Origin of the sequence: Marvinbryantia formatexigens DSM 14469 (assembly GCF_025148285.1) — a bacterium.
Classification (GTDB): Bacteria; Bacillota; Clostridia; order Lachnospirales; family Lachnospiraceae; genus Marvinbryantia; species Marvinbryantia formatexigens.
The window spans coordinates 4,011,721-4,026,760 of record NZ_CP102268.1; the positions used below are offsets into that span (position 1 = coordinate 4,011,721).

Below are 15,040 nucleotides of genomic sequence, written 5' to 3' on the forward strand. Positions count from 1 at the left end.
ACCTCACATTTTCTGGAATTCCTGGTACATTTTCAGGGTCGTCATTAAATTTACCGCCTGGTCGACAGACTGCCGCTGGGCGTCGTTGCAGTACGGAAGAATATCATTCAGAATTTCCTCCGGGCTGGCGGACGGCGCGCTGCAGGCGTGCACCGGATTGCTGTAATAAGAAAGAAGGTTGGAAACCTCCATCATCTTGATATAAACAGAAAAAGCCTTCTGCATGGAGGCGGGCAGATAAGGAATGGCGGCTTTCGCCATCTGGAGCCCTTTTCCGTCCGCAATCCGGTCCACGGCGGTCAGCGGCGCTTTTGCATTCTCTTCCATAGAAAACTCCCTGCATTTCTTTTCCATCATGTATATGCAGAAAGGATGGATTTTATGAATTATGCCGGTCCTCCGGCGCTGCTTTTGAAATGATGTACACCAGTCCGTCGCCACTTTTGGGATGACGTACACCAGTCCGGCGCTGCTTTTGAAATGATGTACACCAGTCCGTCGCCACTTTTGGGATGACATATACCAGTCCGTCGCTGCTTTTGGGATGACGTACACCAGTCCGTTACTGCTTTTGGTATGGCGCACACCAATCTGGCGTGTGCGACATACCGTAGAATAGAATGGCGCTGTTGTCTGAGTCTGACGTAAACAGCAGCTATAAAACAGCAAAAAGGAGTTATTATGAAAAGTCATATTGTAATAGATGGGAATGCGTTTTACGAGGTGGATGAGGAGTGTCTGCGCAGAAAAAAGAGCAGAGCAGAAAATACCGGAGCGGGAAAGGAAAAAGCGGCGAAGGACGGCCGGCAGAATGCGGCGCGCGCACAGCGGGGCGGTCGGCGGACATAGCGCCGCAGACCGGCGACAGAACGAAAGATATGGGAAGATATGGCGCCGCAGACCAGCGACGGAACGAAAGGATATGGCGCCGCAGACAGGCGGCGGAAAAAGATATGGCGTACTGGAAGGTGTGCTGGCAGAGAAAAACCCGGCGGAAAAGCCGGGTTTTTCCGGCTCCGTAAAGGAGCCGGGAAGTAAAGATTAGCAGCAGCCGCCCAGGTTAAAGCCGTTGCCGTTGCCGCAGAAGAGCAGCAGAAGGATAATCCAGCAGCAGCTGTTGTTGTCGCCGTCGCAGCCGCCAAAACCGTTGTTGTTGAACAGGGAAGCCAGAATCAGCAGCCAGAGGATGGTGCATCCGCAGTCTCCGCCGAAAATAGAACGTCCGTTGCCGCAGCCGTTGTCACAGTTGTTGTCACATCCGCATCCGCAGTTTGTAGCTGTTAAATCACTCATGATAAATCCTCCATGAATTTTCTTTACACTTCAAGATATGCAGGTGTGTTCCGGAGTGTTACATAAGAGTTTCAAAAATGCGGTAAAGGTTTAAGGTGCCGTAGCCCCACTCCCGGTTCGGATACACGACACCTCTCTGGCGGACGGCTCCGCGGGTCAGATAATCCTTTACCGAGCGGTTTGTGATAAACTGCGGGGAGGGCTGGTCCTGGTTCCAGTTCAGCAGCAGGGCGACGGCGCCCGCCGTGATGGCGGCGGCAGCGGAGGAGCCGGTGCGGCGGATGTAGGGATTGAGCGGCGGCAGATTTCCGGAGGCGGATGCCGGACCGTAGACGGATACACCCGGAGCGGTGATGTCCGGCTTGGTCATGCCGGTCCGTGTGTTTCCGCGCCCGGAATTGATAAACAGGCTGCCGGTGTAGGCATCGTAGGTGCTGACGGTGATAACGGATTCATCCGTGGAGGGAACCGTGAGCGTGGTGTAGGGGTCCGGGTCCAGAAAGACCGTGCCGGGGGAGAGGAAGCCGTCCACCGGAAGCCACATGTGAAAGGAGCCGAGCGGCGTCTGCGTGCTGGAAACACTGATGCGCCAGATGCCGGGCGTTGGCTTCAGAAACCGCAGAACGATGAGCTGCGCGCCGGAGGTATATTCTGCGATTTCATAGGAAACCTCCAGGACCGTGCGCTCCGCAATGAAGCTGTAGGTGCTGCGCGTGCCCGGACGCGGCGGAATGCGCGGGATGGTCTCACCGAGCGGGGAGGTGATGGAGACACCGTACAAATCGGGGGAATCCGCCCAGATTTCCAGGAAGACCCCGTCCGTATCCTCATCGATCAAAAGCTCCGTTCCGGGGGCGACCATAGAGGGCGACTGCGCCTGGTAAAAATGATGCGCCAGTCCGGTCTCGTTGCCCGCTGCCGCTGTACAGAAGCAGCCAAGATAGTCGAGGATAAAGGAAAGATAGCGCTCCAGCGGGGAATTTCCGCTGTGGTCGCCCTGGTTTGTGCCAAGGCTGATGCAGATGACGAGCGGAAGGCTGTAGCTTGCGGCAAGAGAGAGCAGATAGCGCAGTCCCATCATGATATCGGATTCCTGGAAAGCGACGGCGCCCTCGCGGACAAGAAAATAATCGCGCAGGTTTTGTTTGGCGGGCTTGAGCTTTACCGCCGCAATTTTGCAGGCGGGCGCAGCGCCGGTAAATTCGCCGGAGATATCCTCGCTTCCGGCGGCGACGCCGGCGACAAAGGTGCCGTGTCCATCCTCATCCTTCTGCGGGACGATTTCGTAGGGATTATCAGAGCGCAGGGCGCGGTTGATGTCTTCAGACGTATAGCCGGTGCCGTAGCCCATATCAAAGGGCGGGCTGGCGGAGGGGCGCGTCTGGTCCCAGATGCCGAGAATCCGGGTGTCGCCGGAGAGCGTGCGGAAAGCGGGGCGTGTATAATCAATGCCGGTATCCAGAAAGCCGAGGAGAATATCCTTGCCGCGGTAGCCAAGAGAGGGCTGCGTCTGCACCCGCAGAATCCCGGACACCTCCAGGCTGGTTGTGTCGAGCGTCGTAAAAAGCTTTGGTGTCAGCGAATAATTGATGCCCTGCGGCAGACTGCCGGGAACATTGCGCAGATGAACCATGCCGAAGCGCGCACCGAAAAGCTGCGCGCCAAGATGCGCGTAGGCTTCCAGAAAATTTTCACTGGAAATGGTAACGGGAAGTATGGCGTCAAAATAATCATTGGAATATATTTTGTCCTGCAGGGAAGGTTCCGGCATAGGCTGTTTCCTTCTTTCTTTTATACGCTATAGTATTTTATACGGTGCGGAGGCAGGTTTTGTGACGGTATCTGATCTTTTTACATATAATAATGATGCCAGGGGCAAAAGCTGTCCGGCGAAAGGGTTTCGTGACAGGAGGATTCCATGAACAGAGCAAGAAGAATTATTCATGCAGAGGAGGCGTGGGCGCGCGGACTTACCGGAAAGGGAATTACCGTGGCGGTGCTGGATACCGGTGCGGCGCCTCACCCGGATTATGCGAAGCGGCTCATCTGCTTCAGGGATTTCATCGGCGGACGTCCGGCGCCATACGACGATTACGGACACGGGACTCATGTGACCGGGATTCTCGCCGGAGGAGGCGTGCTGTCAAAAAATTTCCGGGGAATTGCACCGGAGGCGGAAATCGTACATCTGAAGGTGCTGGACAGAAACGGAAACGGCAGACGGGGCGACGTGATTAACGGGATACGCTGGATTCTTAAGCACCGGGAGGAATACGGCATCCGTGTGATGAATATTTCCGTCGGCACGGTGAAGGAGGGGGACGTCCGGGATGAACTGCTGGTGAAGGCGGTGGAGGAGGCGTGGGATGCGGGCATCGTGGTCGTGGTAGCCGCCGGCAATATGGGACCGCAGCCGCAGACAATCACGGCGCCTGGCAACAGCCGCAAGGTGATTACTGTCGGCTCATCGGACGATACGGCGCCGGTGTACTCCGGAAGAGGTCCGACCAGAAACTGTATCTGCAAGCCGGACATTGTGGCGCCCGGCTCCGGGATTGTATCCTGCAACGCAGCGTGGCAGAAGGGGCAGCCCGCCTACTGCCGCAAGAGCGGCACTTCGATGGCGACGCCGATGGTTTCCGGGGCAGTGGCGCTGCTTTTATCAAAGGAACCCTGGCTGACAAATGTGGAGGTAAAAATGCGTCTGATGGAGACGGCGCAGAATCTCGGATGGCCGCACAGCAGGCAGGGCTGGGGACTTCTGAATGTCAGCAGATTTTGCAGAATCTTCTTAACAAATGGATAGAATTATGTTATATTATACAAAGGAGCCGTGCGAAACGGCGGAAAGGACGGACGATTATGGACAAAGAGAAATATGTGGCGTATGTCGGAACCTATACGCACGGCAGCAGTGTAGGCGTTCATGTGTACGATCTGGACGTGGAAAACGGATATATGACGGAACGGGATGTCGTTCCGGTAAATAATGCATCGCATCTTACAAAGTCAGACAATGGAAAATATCTGTATTCGATTGCGGATGAGGGCGTGGAGGTGTTAAAAATAGACCCGGAGACGGGCGATCTTACGCCGATTAATAAAGTGGGTATCGACGGGATGAGAGGCTGCTTCCTCTCGACGGACCACCGGGGGAAATTTTTGTTTGTCGCCGGTTATCACGACGGCAAGGTGACGGTTGTCCACACGCACCGGGATGGACGCCTGGGCAGCGTGATGGATGGAATTTTCCACAAGGGGCTGTTCAGTGTGGCGGAGCGCAATTTCCGTCCGCATATCAGCTGCGTCATGCCGACGCCGGAGCAGAAATTCCTCTGCGTGGTGGACTGCGGTATCGACCATATCAACATTTATAAAGTAAATCCGACCAGCGGAAAATTAAAGCTGCTGGATGTGGTGCGCTGCGAGCTGGAATCGGGCCCGCGTCTGATCCGCTTCAGCAAGGATGGCAGATTTGCCTATGTCAACTGTGAGCTGAGCAATGAAATACTGGTGTACGCCTACGACGGAAGCGGAAAGCTTCCGAAGTTTGAGCTGCTCCAGAAGGTAGATTCCCGTATGGACAAAAAAGAGCTGCGGTGCGCCTGCTCCGGGCTCAGAATATCGCCGAGCGGAAAATATCTGTATACCTCGTCGGCGGGAGACAACAGCGTATCGATTTTCGCGATTGACCAGGAGAAGGGGACGCTTTCCAAAATCCTCTCTCTGCCGATAAGCGGAAAGTATCCGAAGGATATCGACGTTTTTCCGGATGAAAAGACGCTGGTCACGCTCAACCATGAATCAAACGAAATCCGTTTCTTCCGGATCGATTATGAAAGAGGGCTTCTCGTGATGAAGGGAAGACCGATTAAAATTGATACGCCGAACTGTATCCTTATCTCCAGGGTCGGAGAACCGGCTGAGGAGACGCAGCAGACAGTAAACGGGTAAGAACTGGCTGAGGCGATGCGGCAGATAACAGAAAAAGGGGATACCGCCGGTATGGCATCGGCGGTATCCTGCTCTGCAAAGCATATTATTTGTAAAAATCTGTAATGGCGTCCATTCTGGCGTACATGTTGGCGAAGAGGGCATCCACGATCGTGATGGCGGCCATAGACTCCACGACGACGACCGCGCGCGCGGCGATCAGCGGGTCGTGGCGTCCCTTTACGCGGACCGTGAGCGGCTCGCCGCTGCGGGAGACTGTCTGCTGCGGGACGGAAATGGACGGTGTGGGTTTAAAGCCGGCGCGCAGCAGAAGCTCGCTGCCGTCACTGATGCCGCCGAGTGTGCCGCCGCTGTGATTGGTAAGCTTTTGGATGGAGCCTGGCTCCCGGCAGACGAAGCCGTCGTTATTTTCACTGCCGCGCGCCCTGGACGCAGAAAATCCGTCGCCGATTTCAAAGGATTTGACTGCGCCGATGGAGCAGATTGCCTTGGCGAGATTGGCGCTTAACTTTTCGAAAACAGGGTCGCCAAGCCCGGCGGGAAGATGGCGCACGATGCATTCGACAACGCCGCCGGCGGAATCGCCGTTTGCTTTGCACTTTGAAAGATATTCAGCCGCCTGCTCTGCAGCCGCGGCATCCGGCATATTCAGCGGATTGCGGCTGATTTCCGCTTCGCAGAAGCGCGCGGGATCTATCTCCACCGGACCGATGGAGCGCACATAAGAGGTAAAGGAAATACCGAGGGATGCAAGGATCTTGCAGGCAACGGCGCCGGCGGCGACCCTGCCGATAGTTTCCCGTCCTGAGGAGCGGCCGCCGCCGCGGTAATCGCGGAAGCCGTATTTCTTATCGAAGGTGTAGTCCGCGTGACCGGGACGGTAGTAATTTGCGATTTCGCGATAGTCCGCGGAGCGCTGCGTCTGGTTGTAGACAAGCATGGAAATCGGACAGCCGGTCGTTTTTCCCTCAAAGACGCCTGAAAGGATCTCTACGGAATCCTCCTCTCTGCGCGGAGTGGAAAACGCGTTCTGTCCCGGTTTTCTGCGGTCCAGAAATTTCTGTATGTCGTCTTCGCAAAGTGCCAGACCGGCGGGACAACCGTCCACGACGACGCCAAGCGCCCTGCCGTGCGATTCGCCCCAGGTGCTGATCTGAAATAACCTGCCGTATGTAGAACCTGCCATGATATCTGCCTCCTGAAAAAAGTTTATTAATAGTATAGCGAATTATGAAAAGATTGTAAAGTCGTTTGGGCTGATTGACAAATTTTGCGGATAATTCTATACTAGATGAAATAAAAGACAACATGGAAAAGGTGTGGAAGTATGAAGTGGATTATAAAAATGGAACGGAAATATGGCAGATATGCGATTCGTAACCTGTCTGCCTATATTATTGCCCTCTATGCGGCGGGGTATCTGATGGAGCTGCTCAGTCCCAATATCCTTGGGTGGCTGACGCTGGAACCGGCATATATCCTGCGAGGGCAGGTCTGGAGACTGGTGTCGTGGATTCTGATTCCACCGGACAGTCTGGATATTTTTACGATTATCATGCTGTATTTTTACTACTCGGTCGGAAATACGCTGGAGAAGACCTGGGGAGCCTTCCGCTATAACCTGTATATTTTTTCGGGCGTCCTCTTTACGGTAATCGGTGCGTTTATTCTTTACGGTATTCTGCGTATGCAGTACCCCTCCAGTGTGATACCAAGCGTCGGAAGCGCTTTCAGCACATACTATATCAGTATGTCTATTCTGCTTGCGTTTACCGCCACCTATCCGGATGCGGAGGTGCTGCTGTATTTCTTTATCCCGATAAAGATGAAATGGCTGGGAATCGTTTACGGAATATTTATTGTTATCAATTTTATCAACAGCGGCTGGTCGGGCAAGGTGGTCATTATCGCGTCTCTGCTGAACTTTATCGTGTTCTTCCTCAGTACGCGCAACCTGAAGCGGTATTCGCCGAAGGAGCAGAAGCGCAGGCATGATTTTAAGAAGGCGACGGCGCCGACGCGGGTGAAAAACGGGCAGGTTACGCGCCATAAATGTGCAGTATGCGGAAGGACGGAGCTGGACGGCGATAATCTGGAATTCCGGTTCTGTTCGAAGTGCGACGGAAATTATGAGTATTGTCAGGACCATCTGTTTACGCACGAGCATATCCGCCGCTCCTAGCGTATAAAAATGGAAACTGCTCAGCCATCAGACCACAGGTCCGCGTTTCGCTCCGGTCTGTGTCAGACGTGTGCCGCTGGCACACGGCACCCTGCTGCGCAGGATATCCGCTGTTTGCAAAAAATGTTGTGAGGCACGAAATGAAGAAGGTATTTAATTTTAAAATAAAGGCAGGGTGGGCAAATGCGCTGGTGCTGGCGCTGATGCCCCCCCTGACGCTCTGCTGCCTGGAATTTTACACGCATGTGCCGTGGGATCTGACAGTACCGATTTTTCTTTTGAATCTGTTGTTTTACTATCTGCTGTTTGCAGTCTGCAGCTTTGTTTTTGGAAGCACGGCGGTGGGCTATGCGGTTGCGCCGCTGTTTCCGATGCTGTTCGGACTGATTAATTATTTTGTCGTGGACTTCCGCTCCTCGCCGATCGTTCCCTGGGATTTGTATTCGCTGGGAACGGCGGTTTCGGTTGCCGGCAATTATTCCTATACCATTTCCGCACGGCTGGTGCTGGTGGTGCTGGGCTTTCTGCTGATTGCTTTTCTGGGGAGCCGTACCAGTGTCCGCCTGAGAAAGCCGGTGGTGCGGATTGCGGGCGCTGCGGCGCTGGTGCTTTCTATCGCAGTATGGGTGCAGGCTATCGGGACGGATACGGCTGTTTCCGTATTCGGGCTGGATACCACGCTTTTTACGCCCAATGTTCTTTACCGCAACAACGGGCTGACGGTCGGCTTTCTCGGAAATCTGAAATATATGAAGGTGCAGAAGCCGGAGGGATACACGGCGCAGAGGGCGGAGGAGATTGCCGCGCCCTATAAAGAGGATGGACAGGACGCATCCGGTGCGCAGACAGAGCCGGAGGATGAAGCATCGGCTGCGCAGACAGGGACTTTGGCGGCGCAGGAGACGGCGGATATGCCGAATGTAATTGTTATCATGAATGAGGCGTTTTCCGATTTGTCGGTGTTTGGTGATTTTGAGACGGATTACGACTATATGCCGTTCATTCATTCACTGGAGGAGAATGTCATTAAGGGAAACTGCTATGTTTCGGTAAAGGGCGGCAACACGGCAAATTCGGAATATGAATTTCTGACCGGGGATTCGATGGCGTTTCTGCCGGCGGGCAGCGTGCCATACCAGCAGTATATCAAAAAGGATATGCCGTCGCTTGCCAGCTATCTGGGGTCGCTGGGCTACCGGACAACGGCGATTCATCCATACAATGCCTCCGGATGGGACCGGGATGATGTTTACCCCAGACTTGGATTTGATAATATGCTGTTTAAGAATGATTTCTCCAATCCGCTGCTGATTCGCAATTATGTCAGCGATAATTCGGCGTTTACGAAAATCATTGAGCTGTATGAAGAAAAGCAGGCGGACGAGCCTATGTTTGTTTTTGAAGTCACCATGCAGAATCACGGCGGCTACAGCAAGGACGTGGAGGGCTTTGAGGAATCCGTTCATCTGACAGATCTGGAAAATAAGACCACCAGTGTGCGCGCGGCGGAGAAATACCTTACGCTGATGCTGGAGAGCGACCGTGCGTTTGAGATGCTGGTGAATTACTTCGCGGGGCAGGAGGAGGATACCATCATTCTCATGTTCGGCGACCATCAGCCCTCGGATTATGTCACAAACACGATTCTGCGGCTGCTGGGTCTGGAACGTGAGGGCTCGGACGAGGTTTACTTTAATAATTATATTGTGCCCTATATTATGTGGGCGAACTTTGATCTGGACGGGGAAACAGAAGGGGAGGACACCAGTCTGAATTACCTGGGCGGAATGCTGCTGGAGAAGGCGGGCCTTCCTCTGACCGGCTACCAGAAATATCTGCAGGAGCTTCAAGTAACGGTGCCGGTAATCACGGCGAACATGATTATGACGGAGGATGGCGTGCGGTACCGCTATGATGACGGTGAGGAGCTGGTATCTTCACTGCTGGAGGATTATCATATGCTGATGTACAATCATCTGGCGGACAGTACAAACCTTGTCAGTGGATTTTTCGATTAAAAATGATGCCGGTGCAGGACTTTGAAGGCGCACAGCGCGGAAAGTCTGCCGGTATCATAGCCGGGCTTTATCCCGGCATTAATAAATATTAAATATTTAAGGAGGAAAGGATTATGAGATTTGTGAAAGCAAAGGACTACAACGACATGAGCAGAAAGGCGGCAAATATCATCAGTGCACAGGTGATTTTAAGACCGGACTGCGTGCTGGGGCTGGCGACCGGCTCCTCGCCGGTGGGGCTCTATCAGTGCCTGATAGAGTGGTATGAGAAGGGGGACCTTGATTTCTCGGGCGTTACCAGTGTCAATCTGGATGAATACCGCGGTCTTCCGCATGACAACCCGCAGAGCTACTATTATTTCATGAATGACCATTTATTCTCCCATATTAATACAGACCCGGCAAAAACGCATGTGCCGGACGGCATGATTGCGGATGCCGGCGAGGCGTGCAGCCAGTATGACGAGACGATCCGGAGCACCGGCGGCGTGGATCTTCAGCTTCTCGGTATGGGGCACAACGGACACATCGGCTTTAATGAGCCGGATGAGGAATTTGCGAAGGGTACTCACTGTGTAGACCTTGCACAGTCCACCATCGACGCCAACTCCAGATTTTTCGCTTCCCGCGAGGAAGTGCCGACGCAGGCGTACACGATGGGTATCCAGACCATCATGGCGGCGAAGAAGATTCTGGTGGTTGTCAGCGGCGCGGATAAGGCGGATATCGTGGAAAAGGCATTTTTCGGACCGATTACGCCGCATGTGCCGGCTTCCATTCTCCAGCTTCACGCGGATGTGACGGTTGTAGGCGACGAGGCGGCATTTGCGAAAATTGCAGACCGCATTTAAGGGCGGAGGCGACCGGACGGGAGGAAAAATAATATGATAATAAAAAACGGACTGGTATATGGAGAGGATTTCTCTTTTAAAAAAGCGGATATCCAGATAACCGGAGAAAGCTTCGGAGAGATTGCGCCGCAGCTTCCGGCAGACGAAAAAGAGCAGATAATCGATGCAGAAGGGCTGTATGTGATACCTGGTCTGGTGGATATTCATTTTCACGGATGCGCCGGTTATGATTTCTGCGACGGGACGGTAGAGGCATTCGACGCTATCATGCAGTATGAAATGGAGCACGGCGTCACCTCGGTATCCCCGGCAACGATGACGCTTTCGGAAGGGAAGCTTGCGCAGGTCTTTGAGAATGCCGGAAAATATGAGAATAACCGCGGAAGCCAGATACGCGGTATCACGATGGAGGGACCGTTTGTTTCGATGGCAAAGAAGGGCGCGCAGAACGCCAGCTATATTCATCGCCCGGATATGCGGTTCTTTGAGAAGATGCAGAAGCTTTCCGGTGGTATGATACGCCAGGTGGCAGTAGCGCCGGAGGAGGATAAGGATTTTGCTTTTATTAAAGAAGTGAAGGAGCAGACGTGTGCTTCCGTAGCGCACACCACGGCGGATTATGATACGGCGGCGGCAGCCTTTGCGGCGGGAGCCTGCCATGTGACACACCTGTTTAATGCAATGCCGCCCTTTTCACACCGGGCGCCCGGCGTGATCGGCGCAGCCTTTGACGCGAAAAATGTGTCTGTTGAGCTGATCTGCGACGGCATCCATGTACATCCTTCGATGGTGCGGGCAGCGTTTGCCATGTTCGGCGCAGAACGCATCTGCATGATCAGCGACAGTATGATGGCGACCGGCATGGAAAATGGAGATTACGCGCTTGGCGGGCAGCCGGTAAAGGTGGTCGGCAGACTGGCGACTCTGAAGGACGGCACTATTGCCGGTTCGGCGTCCAATCTTCTGGATTGTCTGCGTGTGGCTGTGAAGGATATGGGCATCCCGCTGGCGGATGCGGTGCGCGCGTGCACCGCCACACCGGCGCAATCGCTTGGCTTTTACGGGGAATGCGGCAGCATCAGTGCGGGAAAATCGGCGGACCTTGTGCTGCTTGATAAGGAGCTGAATCTGGTGCAGGTAATCTGCAGAGGAGCTGCAGTCCATAAGTAAAATACCCCACGGTAAGCAATGGAATATCTGACCCTCGCGGCAGAGGGACAAAGGCTGCATTGCGGAGCCATCCGCAGTCTGCAGGAACCGTAAATGCAGCCATATATCAGGATAGAAAAGAGGAACAACATGGAAAAGCAATACAGACAGGAAACGAAATGTATTCAGTCGGGCTGGACCCCGAAAAACGGGGAGCCGCGGATTATGCCGATTATCCAGAGCACGACCTTTAAATATGAATCGACGGAGGAAATGGGACGGCTGTTTGACCTGGAGGAGGATGGCTATTTTTATTCCCGCGTGCAGAATCCGACCAGCGATATGGTGGCGGCAAAGATTGCCGACTTGGAGGGCGGTGTTGCGGCGGTGCTTACCAGCTCCGGACAGGCGGCGAATTTCTATGCTGTGCTGAATATCTGCGAGGCGGGCGACCATATCGTGTCAGCTGCATCCATTTATGGCGGCACGTACAATCTGTTTGGCGTTACTTTAAAGAAGCTTGGCATCGAATGCACCTTCGTGGATGCGGATGCCGACGAGGAGACGATTGCGGCGGCATTCCGTCCGAATACGAAGGTGATGTTTGCAGAGACAATCGCCAATCCGGCGCTGGTGGTGCTCGATATTGAGAAATTTGCGCGTATCGCACACGCGCACCAGGTGCCGCTGATTGTCGACAATACCTTTGCCACGCCGATTAACTGCCGTCCGTTTGAGTGGGGCGCGGACATCGTCGTGCATTCCACCACAAAATATATGGATGGTCACGCCATGCAGATTGGCGGCGCCATTGTGGACAGCGGCAATTTCGACTGGGACGCCTGCGGCAGTAAATTCCACGGGCTGACAGAGCCGGACGAATCTTATCACGGTATCGTTTACACGAAGAAATTTGGAAAAGCAGCCTATATTACAAAGGCAACCGTGCAGCTCATGCGCGACCTTGGCGCGGTGCCGTCGCCGATGAACTGCTTTCTGCTGAATGTAGGGCTGGAGACGCTGGCGCTGCGCATGGAGCGCCACTGCTACAATGCGGGCAGAATCGCGGAGTATCTGAACAGTCATGAAAAAGTGAGCCATGTAAATTACGCCGGGCTGCCGACGGACAAATACTATGCGCTGGCGCAGAAGTATATGCCGAAGGGGACCTGCGGCGTGATTTCCTTCGAGCTGACCGGCGGGCGGGAGGCGGCGGTGCGCTTTATGGACAGCCTGAAGCTGGCGGCAATCGTTACCCATGTGGCGGATGCCCGCACCGGGGTACTTCATCCGGCAAGCCATACGCACCGCCAGATGAACGATCAGCAGCTGAAGGAAGCGGGCGTATCACCGGGACTGATTCGCCTCTCCGTTGGCATCGAAAATGTGGATGACCTGCTGGAGGATCTTGCGCAGGCGCTGGAGCAGGCGTAAATTTGTAAATTATGCTTGCAAAACACAGGCAGGTATGTTAAAATATTTTTCGGTCGATGAGACTGGAAAATATTTGCCGGCGTGTCGGAATGGCAGACGAGGCAGACTCAAAATCTGTTGTGGGCAACCACGTATGGGTTCAAGTCCCATTGCCGGCAGAAGAAAAATGGTGCAGCCAATGGTTGTACCGTTTTTTTATATAAGGAGAAATGATGTTTACAAATGCACAGTTAAGAAAACTGATTTTTCCGCTTGTGATGGAGCAGCTTCTTGCTATCACCGTAGGCATGGCGGACACCATGATGGTATCGCAGGTGGGGGATGCGGCGGTCTCCGGCGTGTCTTTGGTGGACATGATCAATGTCCTTCTGATTAATATTTTTGCAGCGCTTGCCACCGGCGGAGCGGTGGTGACGTCGCAGTTTATCGGGAAGAAGCGCCAGGATCTTGCCTGCCGTTCTGTCAATCAGCTTTATCTTGTCAGCGGCGTGGTATCGCTGGTGATCATGGCGCTGACGCTGATTTTCCGCAGCAGCCTGCTGCATCTGCTGTTCGGCAGCATAGAGGCGGACGTTATGGAAAATGCGCTGATTTACCTTATTCTTTCAGCTCTTTCTTATCCGTTTCTGGCAATTTACAACAGTGGGGCAGCCATTTTCCGTTCGATGGGCAATTCCAGGATCACTATGCTGATTTCCATGCTCATGAACGCGGTGAATATCATCGGAAACGCCATTTTGATTTTCGGATGCGGCATGGGCGCCGCCGGAGCGGCAACAGCATCGCTGATTTCGCGTATGCTCGCCTGCGTGATTATTACCGTGCTTCTTACGAATCAGAAGAAAGAGCTGCATCTGCTGCCGGGAGGCTGGAAGGCGGACTGGACGCTCATCAGGAAGATTCTTTATATCGGAATACCGAGCAGCCTGGAAAACAGCCTGTTCCAGCTTGGACGTGTGCTGGTAGTCAGTATTATTACATATTTTGGAACAGTCCAGATTACCGCAAATGCGATTGCGAACAATCTGGATTCGATGGGAATCCTGCCCGGACAGGCGGTCGGCCTCGCTATGATTACGGTGGTCGGCCAGTGCGTCGGGGCCGGGGATTTTCAGCAGGCGAAAAAATATACCATTAAGCTTCTGAAAATTACCTATGCGATTATGGCGGCGATGATTGTCTGCCTGCTGCTTCTACAGCCGTGGATACTCAGTATCTACAATGTATCGGACGAAGCGCGGGCGCTGGCAAGGACGCTGATTTACATCCATAACCTCTGTGCGCTTGTTCTCTGGCCGCTTTCTTTCGTGCTTCCGAACGCGCTGCGGGCGGCAAACGATGTAAAATATACGATGGCGGTATCCATCTTTTCCATGTGCGCCTTCCGCGTATTGTTCAGCTATATTCTCGGCTATCAGATGGGAATGGGAGCGATTGGCGTATGGATTGCGATGGTGATTGACTGGGTGTTCCGCGTTATCATGTTTACCGCGCGGTTCCTCGGAAACAAGTGGCAGACACACAAGATTTAAAATGTCACCCTTTCCATCATGGGAAGTTTGTGGTATGCTGATACCGTGATAAATAAATGACGGCTATATCAGACAGGAGCAGATATGGATTGTAAAACAGCGCAGCAGAAAATCATGCCCTATATAGAGCGGAAATTAAACGACCGCGAGATGGAGGAATTTATTGAGCATGTCCGCGGGTGCGAGGCTTGCAGCGAAGAGCTGGAGGTCTATTTTACGATTTATTATGCGCTGGCACAGCTTGATAACGAAGAGAATGAGGTTTACAATATAAAGGAGCTGCTGGAAAAAGACCTGAAGCAGGCGGAGGACCGCGTAAAAAAGCATAACATCGTGCGCTTTTACCGGCGGTTTTTTATGACGCTGCTTGGCATCGTGGCAGGCATTTTTCTGATTACGGGAGCGCAGACGCTGCTCACCGGTTCCTTTGAATATACGACGCTCTACAATCTGTTCAGCGTGGAGACTGAGCCGGTCACCTGGATACAGTCGGAGACGCAGGAGAGCGAGCCGCAGATAACAGAAGCGACAGAGCGCGAGACGAACCGCAAACGGCAGCCGATCGTGACGACACCGGAGACGGAGGCGGCAATTCCGCTGTCAGAGACAGTGGCAGAGTAAAGGAGT

Annotated in this window: 15 protein-coding genes and 1 tRNA gene; 12 read left to right on the forward strand and 4 right to left on the reverse strand. The window is 53.6% G+C overall.

The features are described 5' to 3' along the window. Positions 1–3: 3 nt before the first annotated feature. Positions 4–327, reverse strand: coding sequence for a hypothetical protein (locus NQ534_RS18725; protein ID WP_143115683.1), 324 nt, complete (start codon positions 325–327; stop codon positions 4–6). Between the two features lie 354 nt (positions 328–681). On the opposite strand from NQ534_RS18725, the gene NQ534_RS18730 reads away from it, so the two are divergent. Both NQ534_RS18730 and NQ534_RS18735 read left to right on the forward strand, forming a co-directional pair. Beyond that, positions 682–849, forward strand: a complete 168-nt coding sequence (locus NQ534_RS18730; RefSeq protein WP_157200722.1) for a hypothetical protein — start codon at positions 682–684, stop codon at positions 847–849. Next, a complete protein-coding gene (locus NQ534_RS18735; protein WP_143115684.1) occupies positions 812–1,045 on the forward strand; it encodes a hypothetical protein in 234 nt (77 codons plus the stop codon). The genes NQ534_RS18730 and NQ534_RS18735 overlap by 38 nt, the downstream gene beginning before the upstream one ends. Here the strand turns inward: NQ534_RS18735 and NQ534_RS18740 are convergent. Both NQ534_RS18740 and NQ534_RS18745 read right to left on the reverse strand, forming a co-directional pair. Next, positions 1,042–1,293, reverse strand: a complete 252-nt coding sequence (locus tag NQ534_RS18740; RefSeq protein ID WP_006861241.1) for a hypothetical protein — start codon at positions 1,291–1,293, stop codon at positions 1,042–1,044. The two genes, NQ534_RS18735 and NQ534_RS18740, sit on opposite strands and share 4 nt — an antisense overlap. Positions 1,294–1,351: 58 nt before the next feature. After that, the gene (locus NQ534_RS18745) at positions 1,352–3,064 is read right to left on the reverse strand and encodes a S8 family peptidase (RefSeq protein ID WP_040782518.1); all 1,713 of its coding nucleotides are present in this window, start codon (positions 3,062–3,064) and stop codon (positions 1,352–1,354) included. A gap of 147 nt (positions 3,065–3,211) precedes the next feature. Between NQ534_RS18745 and NQ534_RS18750 the strand changes: the two genes are divergently transcribed. After that, on the forward strand, positions 3,212–4,099 hold the full coding sequence (locus NQ534_RS18750) for a S8 family peptidase (RefSeq protein ID WP_006861237.1): 888 nt from the start codon (positions 3,212–3,214) through the stop codon (positions 4,097–4,099). Between the two features lie 56 nt (positions 4,100–4,155). Further along, complete coding sequence (locus tag NQ534_RS18755; RefSeq protein WP_006861236.1) at positions 4,156–5,247, forward strand: lactonase family protein; 1,092 nt, start codon at positions 4,156–4,158, stop codon at positions 5,245–5,247. Positions 5,248–5,332: 85 nt separating this feature from the next. Here the strand turns inward: NQ534_RS18755 and aroC are convergent, their stop codons facing one another. Then, positions 5,333–6,433, reverse strand: coding sequence for a chorismate synthase (aroC, locus tag NQ534_RS18760; protein WP_006861235.1), 1,101 nt, complete (start codon positions 6,431–6,433; stop codon positions 5,333–5,335). Positions 6,434–6,574: 141 nt separating this feature from the next. Here aroC and NQ534_RS18765 point away from each other — a divergent pair, with 141 nt between their 5' ends. The 8 genes from NQ534_RS18765 to NQ534_RS18800 all read left to right on the forward strand — a co-directional run bounded on the left by NQ534_RS18765 (position 6,575) and on the right by NQ534_RS18800 (position 15,034). After that, positions 6,575–7,429 (forward strand): DUF1751 domain-containing protein, encoded by an 855-nt coding sequence (locus tag NQ534_RS18765; RefSeq protein WP_006861234.1) that lies wholly within the window; start codon positions 6,575–6,577, stop codon positions 7,427–7,429. Positions 7,430–7,569: 140 nt separating this feature from the next. Continuing rightward, positions 7,570–9,447, forward strand: coding sequence for an LTA synthase family protein (locus NQ534_RS18770; RefSeq protein ID WP_006861233.1), 1,878 nt, complete (start codon positions 7,570–7,572; stop codon positions 9,445–9,447). 113 nt (positions 9,448–9,560) lie between these two features. After that, a complete protein-coding gene (gene nagB, locus NQ534_RS18775; RefSeq protein WP_006861232.1) occupies positions 9,561–10,298 on the forward strand; it encodes a glucosamine-6-phosphate deaminase in 738 nt (245 codons plus the stop codon). 33 nt (positions 10,299–10,331) lie between these two features. Further along, positions 10,332–11,468 carry an N-acetylglucosamine-6-phosphate deacetylase gene (nagA, locus tag NQ534_RS18780; protein WP_006861231.1) on the forward strand — a complete coding sequence of 379 codons (1,137 nt, stop codon included), beginning with the start codon at positions 10,332–10,334 and terminating at the stop codon, positions 11,466–11,468. Positions 11,469–11,597: 129 nt separating this feature from the next. Continuing rightward, on the forward strand, positions 11,598–12,881 hold the full coding sequence (locus NQ534_RS18785; protein WP_040782601.1) for an O-acetylhomoserine aminocarboxypropyltransferase/cysteine synthase family protein: 1,284 nt from the start codon (positions 11,598–11,600) through the stop codon (positions 12,879–12,881). 75 nt (positions 12,882–12,956) lie between these two features. Beyond that, a tRNA-Leu gene (locus NQ534_RS18790) sits at positions 12,957–13,039 on the forward strand. A gap of 54 nt (positions 13,040–13,093) precedes the next feature. After that, on the forward strand, positions 13,094–14,413 hold the full coding sequence (locus tag NQ534_RS18795; RefSeq protein ID WP_040782514.1) for an MATE family efflux transporter: 1,320 nt from the start codon (positions 13,094–13,096) through the stop codon (positions 14,411–14,413). Positions 14,414–14,497: 84 nt separating this feature from the next. Then, positions 14,498–15,034 (forward strand): zf-HC2 domain-containing protein, encoded by a 537-nt coding sequence (locus NQ534_RS18800; RefSeq protein WP_006861228.1) that lies wholly within the window; start codon positions 14,498–14,500, stop codon positions 15,032–15,034. Positions 15,035–15,040: the final 6 nt, after the last annotated feature.

What these genes read in the sequence shown, in the direction of transcription:
- NQ534_RS18745 (WP_040782518.1), bottom strand. Translation starts at nt 3,064, where the DNA reads ATGCCGGAACCTTCCCTGCAGGACAAAATATATTCCAATGATTATTTT.
- NQ534_RS18735 (WP_143115684.1), top strand. Translation starts at nt 812, where the DNA reads ATGCGGCGCGCGCACAGCGGGGCGGTCGGCGGACATAGCGCCGCAGAC.
- NQ534_RS18795 (WP_040782514.1), top strand. Translation starts at nt 13,094, where the DNA reads ATGTTTACAAATGCACAGTTAAGAAAACTGATTTTTCCGCTTGTGATG.
- nagA (WP_006861231.1), top strand. Translation starts at nt 10,332, where the DNA reads ATGATAATAAAAAACGGACTGGTATATGGAGAGGATTTCTCTTTTAAA.
- nagB (WP_006861232.1), top strand. Translation starts at nt 9,561, where the DNA reads ATGAGATTTGTGAAAGCAAAGGACTACAACGACATGAGCAGAAAGGCG.
- NQ534_RS18765 (WP_006861234.1), top strand. Translation starts at nt 6,575, where the DNA reads ATGAAGTGGATTATAAAAATGGAACGGAAATATGGCAGATATGCGATT.
- NQ534_RS18750 (WP_006861237.1), top strand. Translation starts at nt 3,212, where the DNA reads ATGAACAGAGCAAGAAGAATTATTCATGCAGAGGAGGCGTGGGCGCGC.
- aroC (WP_006861235.1), bottom strand. Translation starts at nt 6,433, where the DNA reads ATGGCAGGTTCTACATACGGCAGGTTATTTCAGATCAGCACCTGGGGC.
- NQ534_RS18725 (WP_143115683.1), bottom strand. Translation starts at nt 327, where the DNA reads ATGGAAGAGAATGCAAAAGCGCCGCTGACCGCCGTGGACCGGATTGCG.
- NQ534_RS18755 (WP_006861236.1), top strand. Translation starts at nt 4,156, where the DNA reads ATGGACAAAGAGAAATATGTGGCGTATGTCGGAACCTATACGCACGGC.
- NQ534_RS18800 (WP_006861228.1), top strand. Translation starts at nt 14,498, where the DNA reads ATGGATTGTAAAACAGCGCAGCAGAAAATCATGCCCTATATAGAGCGG.
- NQ534_RS18770 (WP_006861233.1), top strand. Translation starts at nt 7,570, where the DNA reads ATGAAGAAGGTATTTAATTTTAAAATAAAGGCAGGGTGGGCAAATGCG.
- NQ534_RS18740 (WP_006861241.1), bottom strand. Translation starts at nt 1,293, where the DNA reads ATGAGTGATTTAACAGCTACAAACTGCGGATGCGGATGTGACAACAAC.
- NQ534_RS18730 (WP_157200722.1), top strand. Translation starts at nt 682, where the DNA reads ATGAAAAGTCATATTGTAATAGATGGGAATGCGTTTTACGAGGTGGAT.
- NQ534_RS18785 (WP_040782601.1), top strand. Translation starts at nt 11,598, where the DNA reads ATGGAAAAGCAATACAGACAGGAAACGAAATGTATTCAGTCGGGCTGG.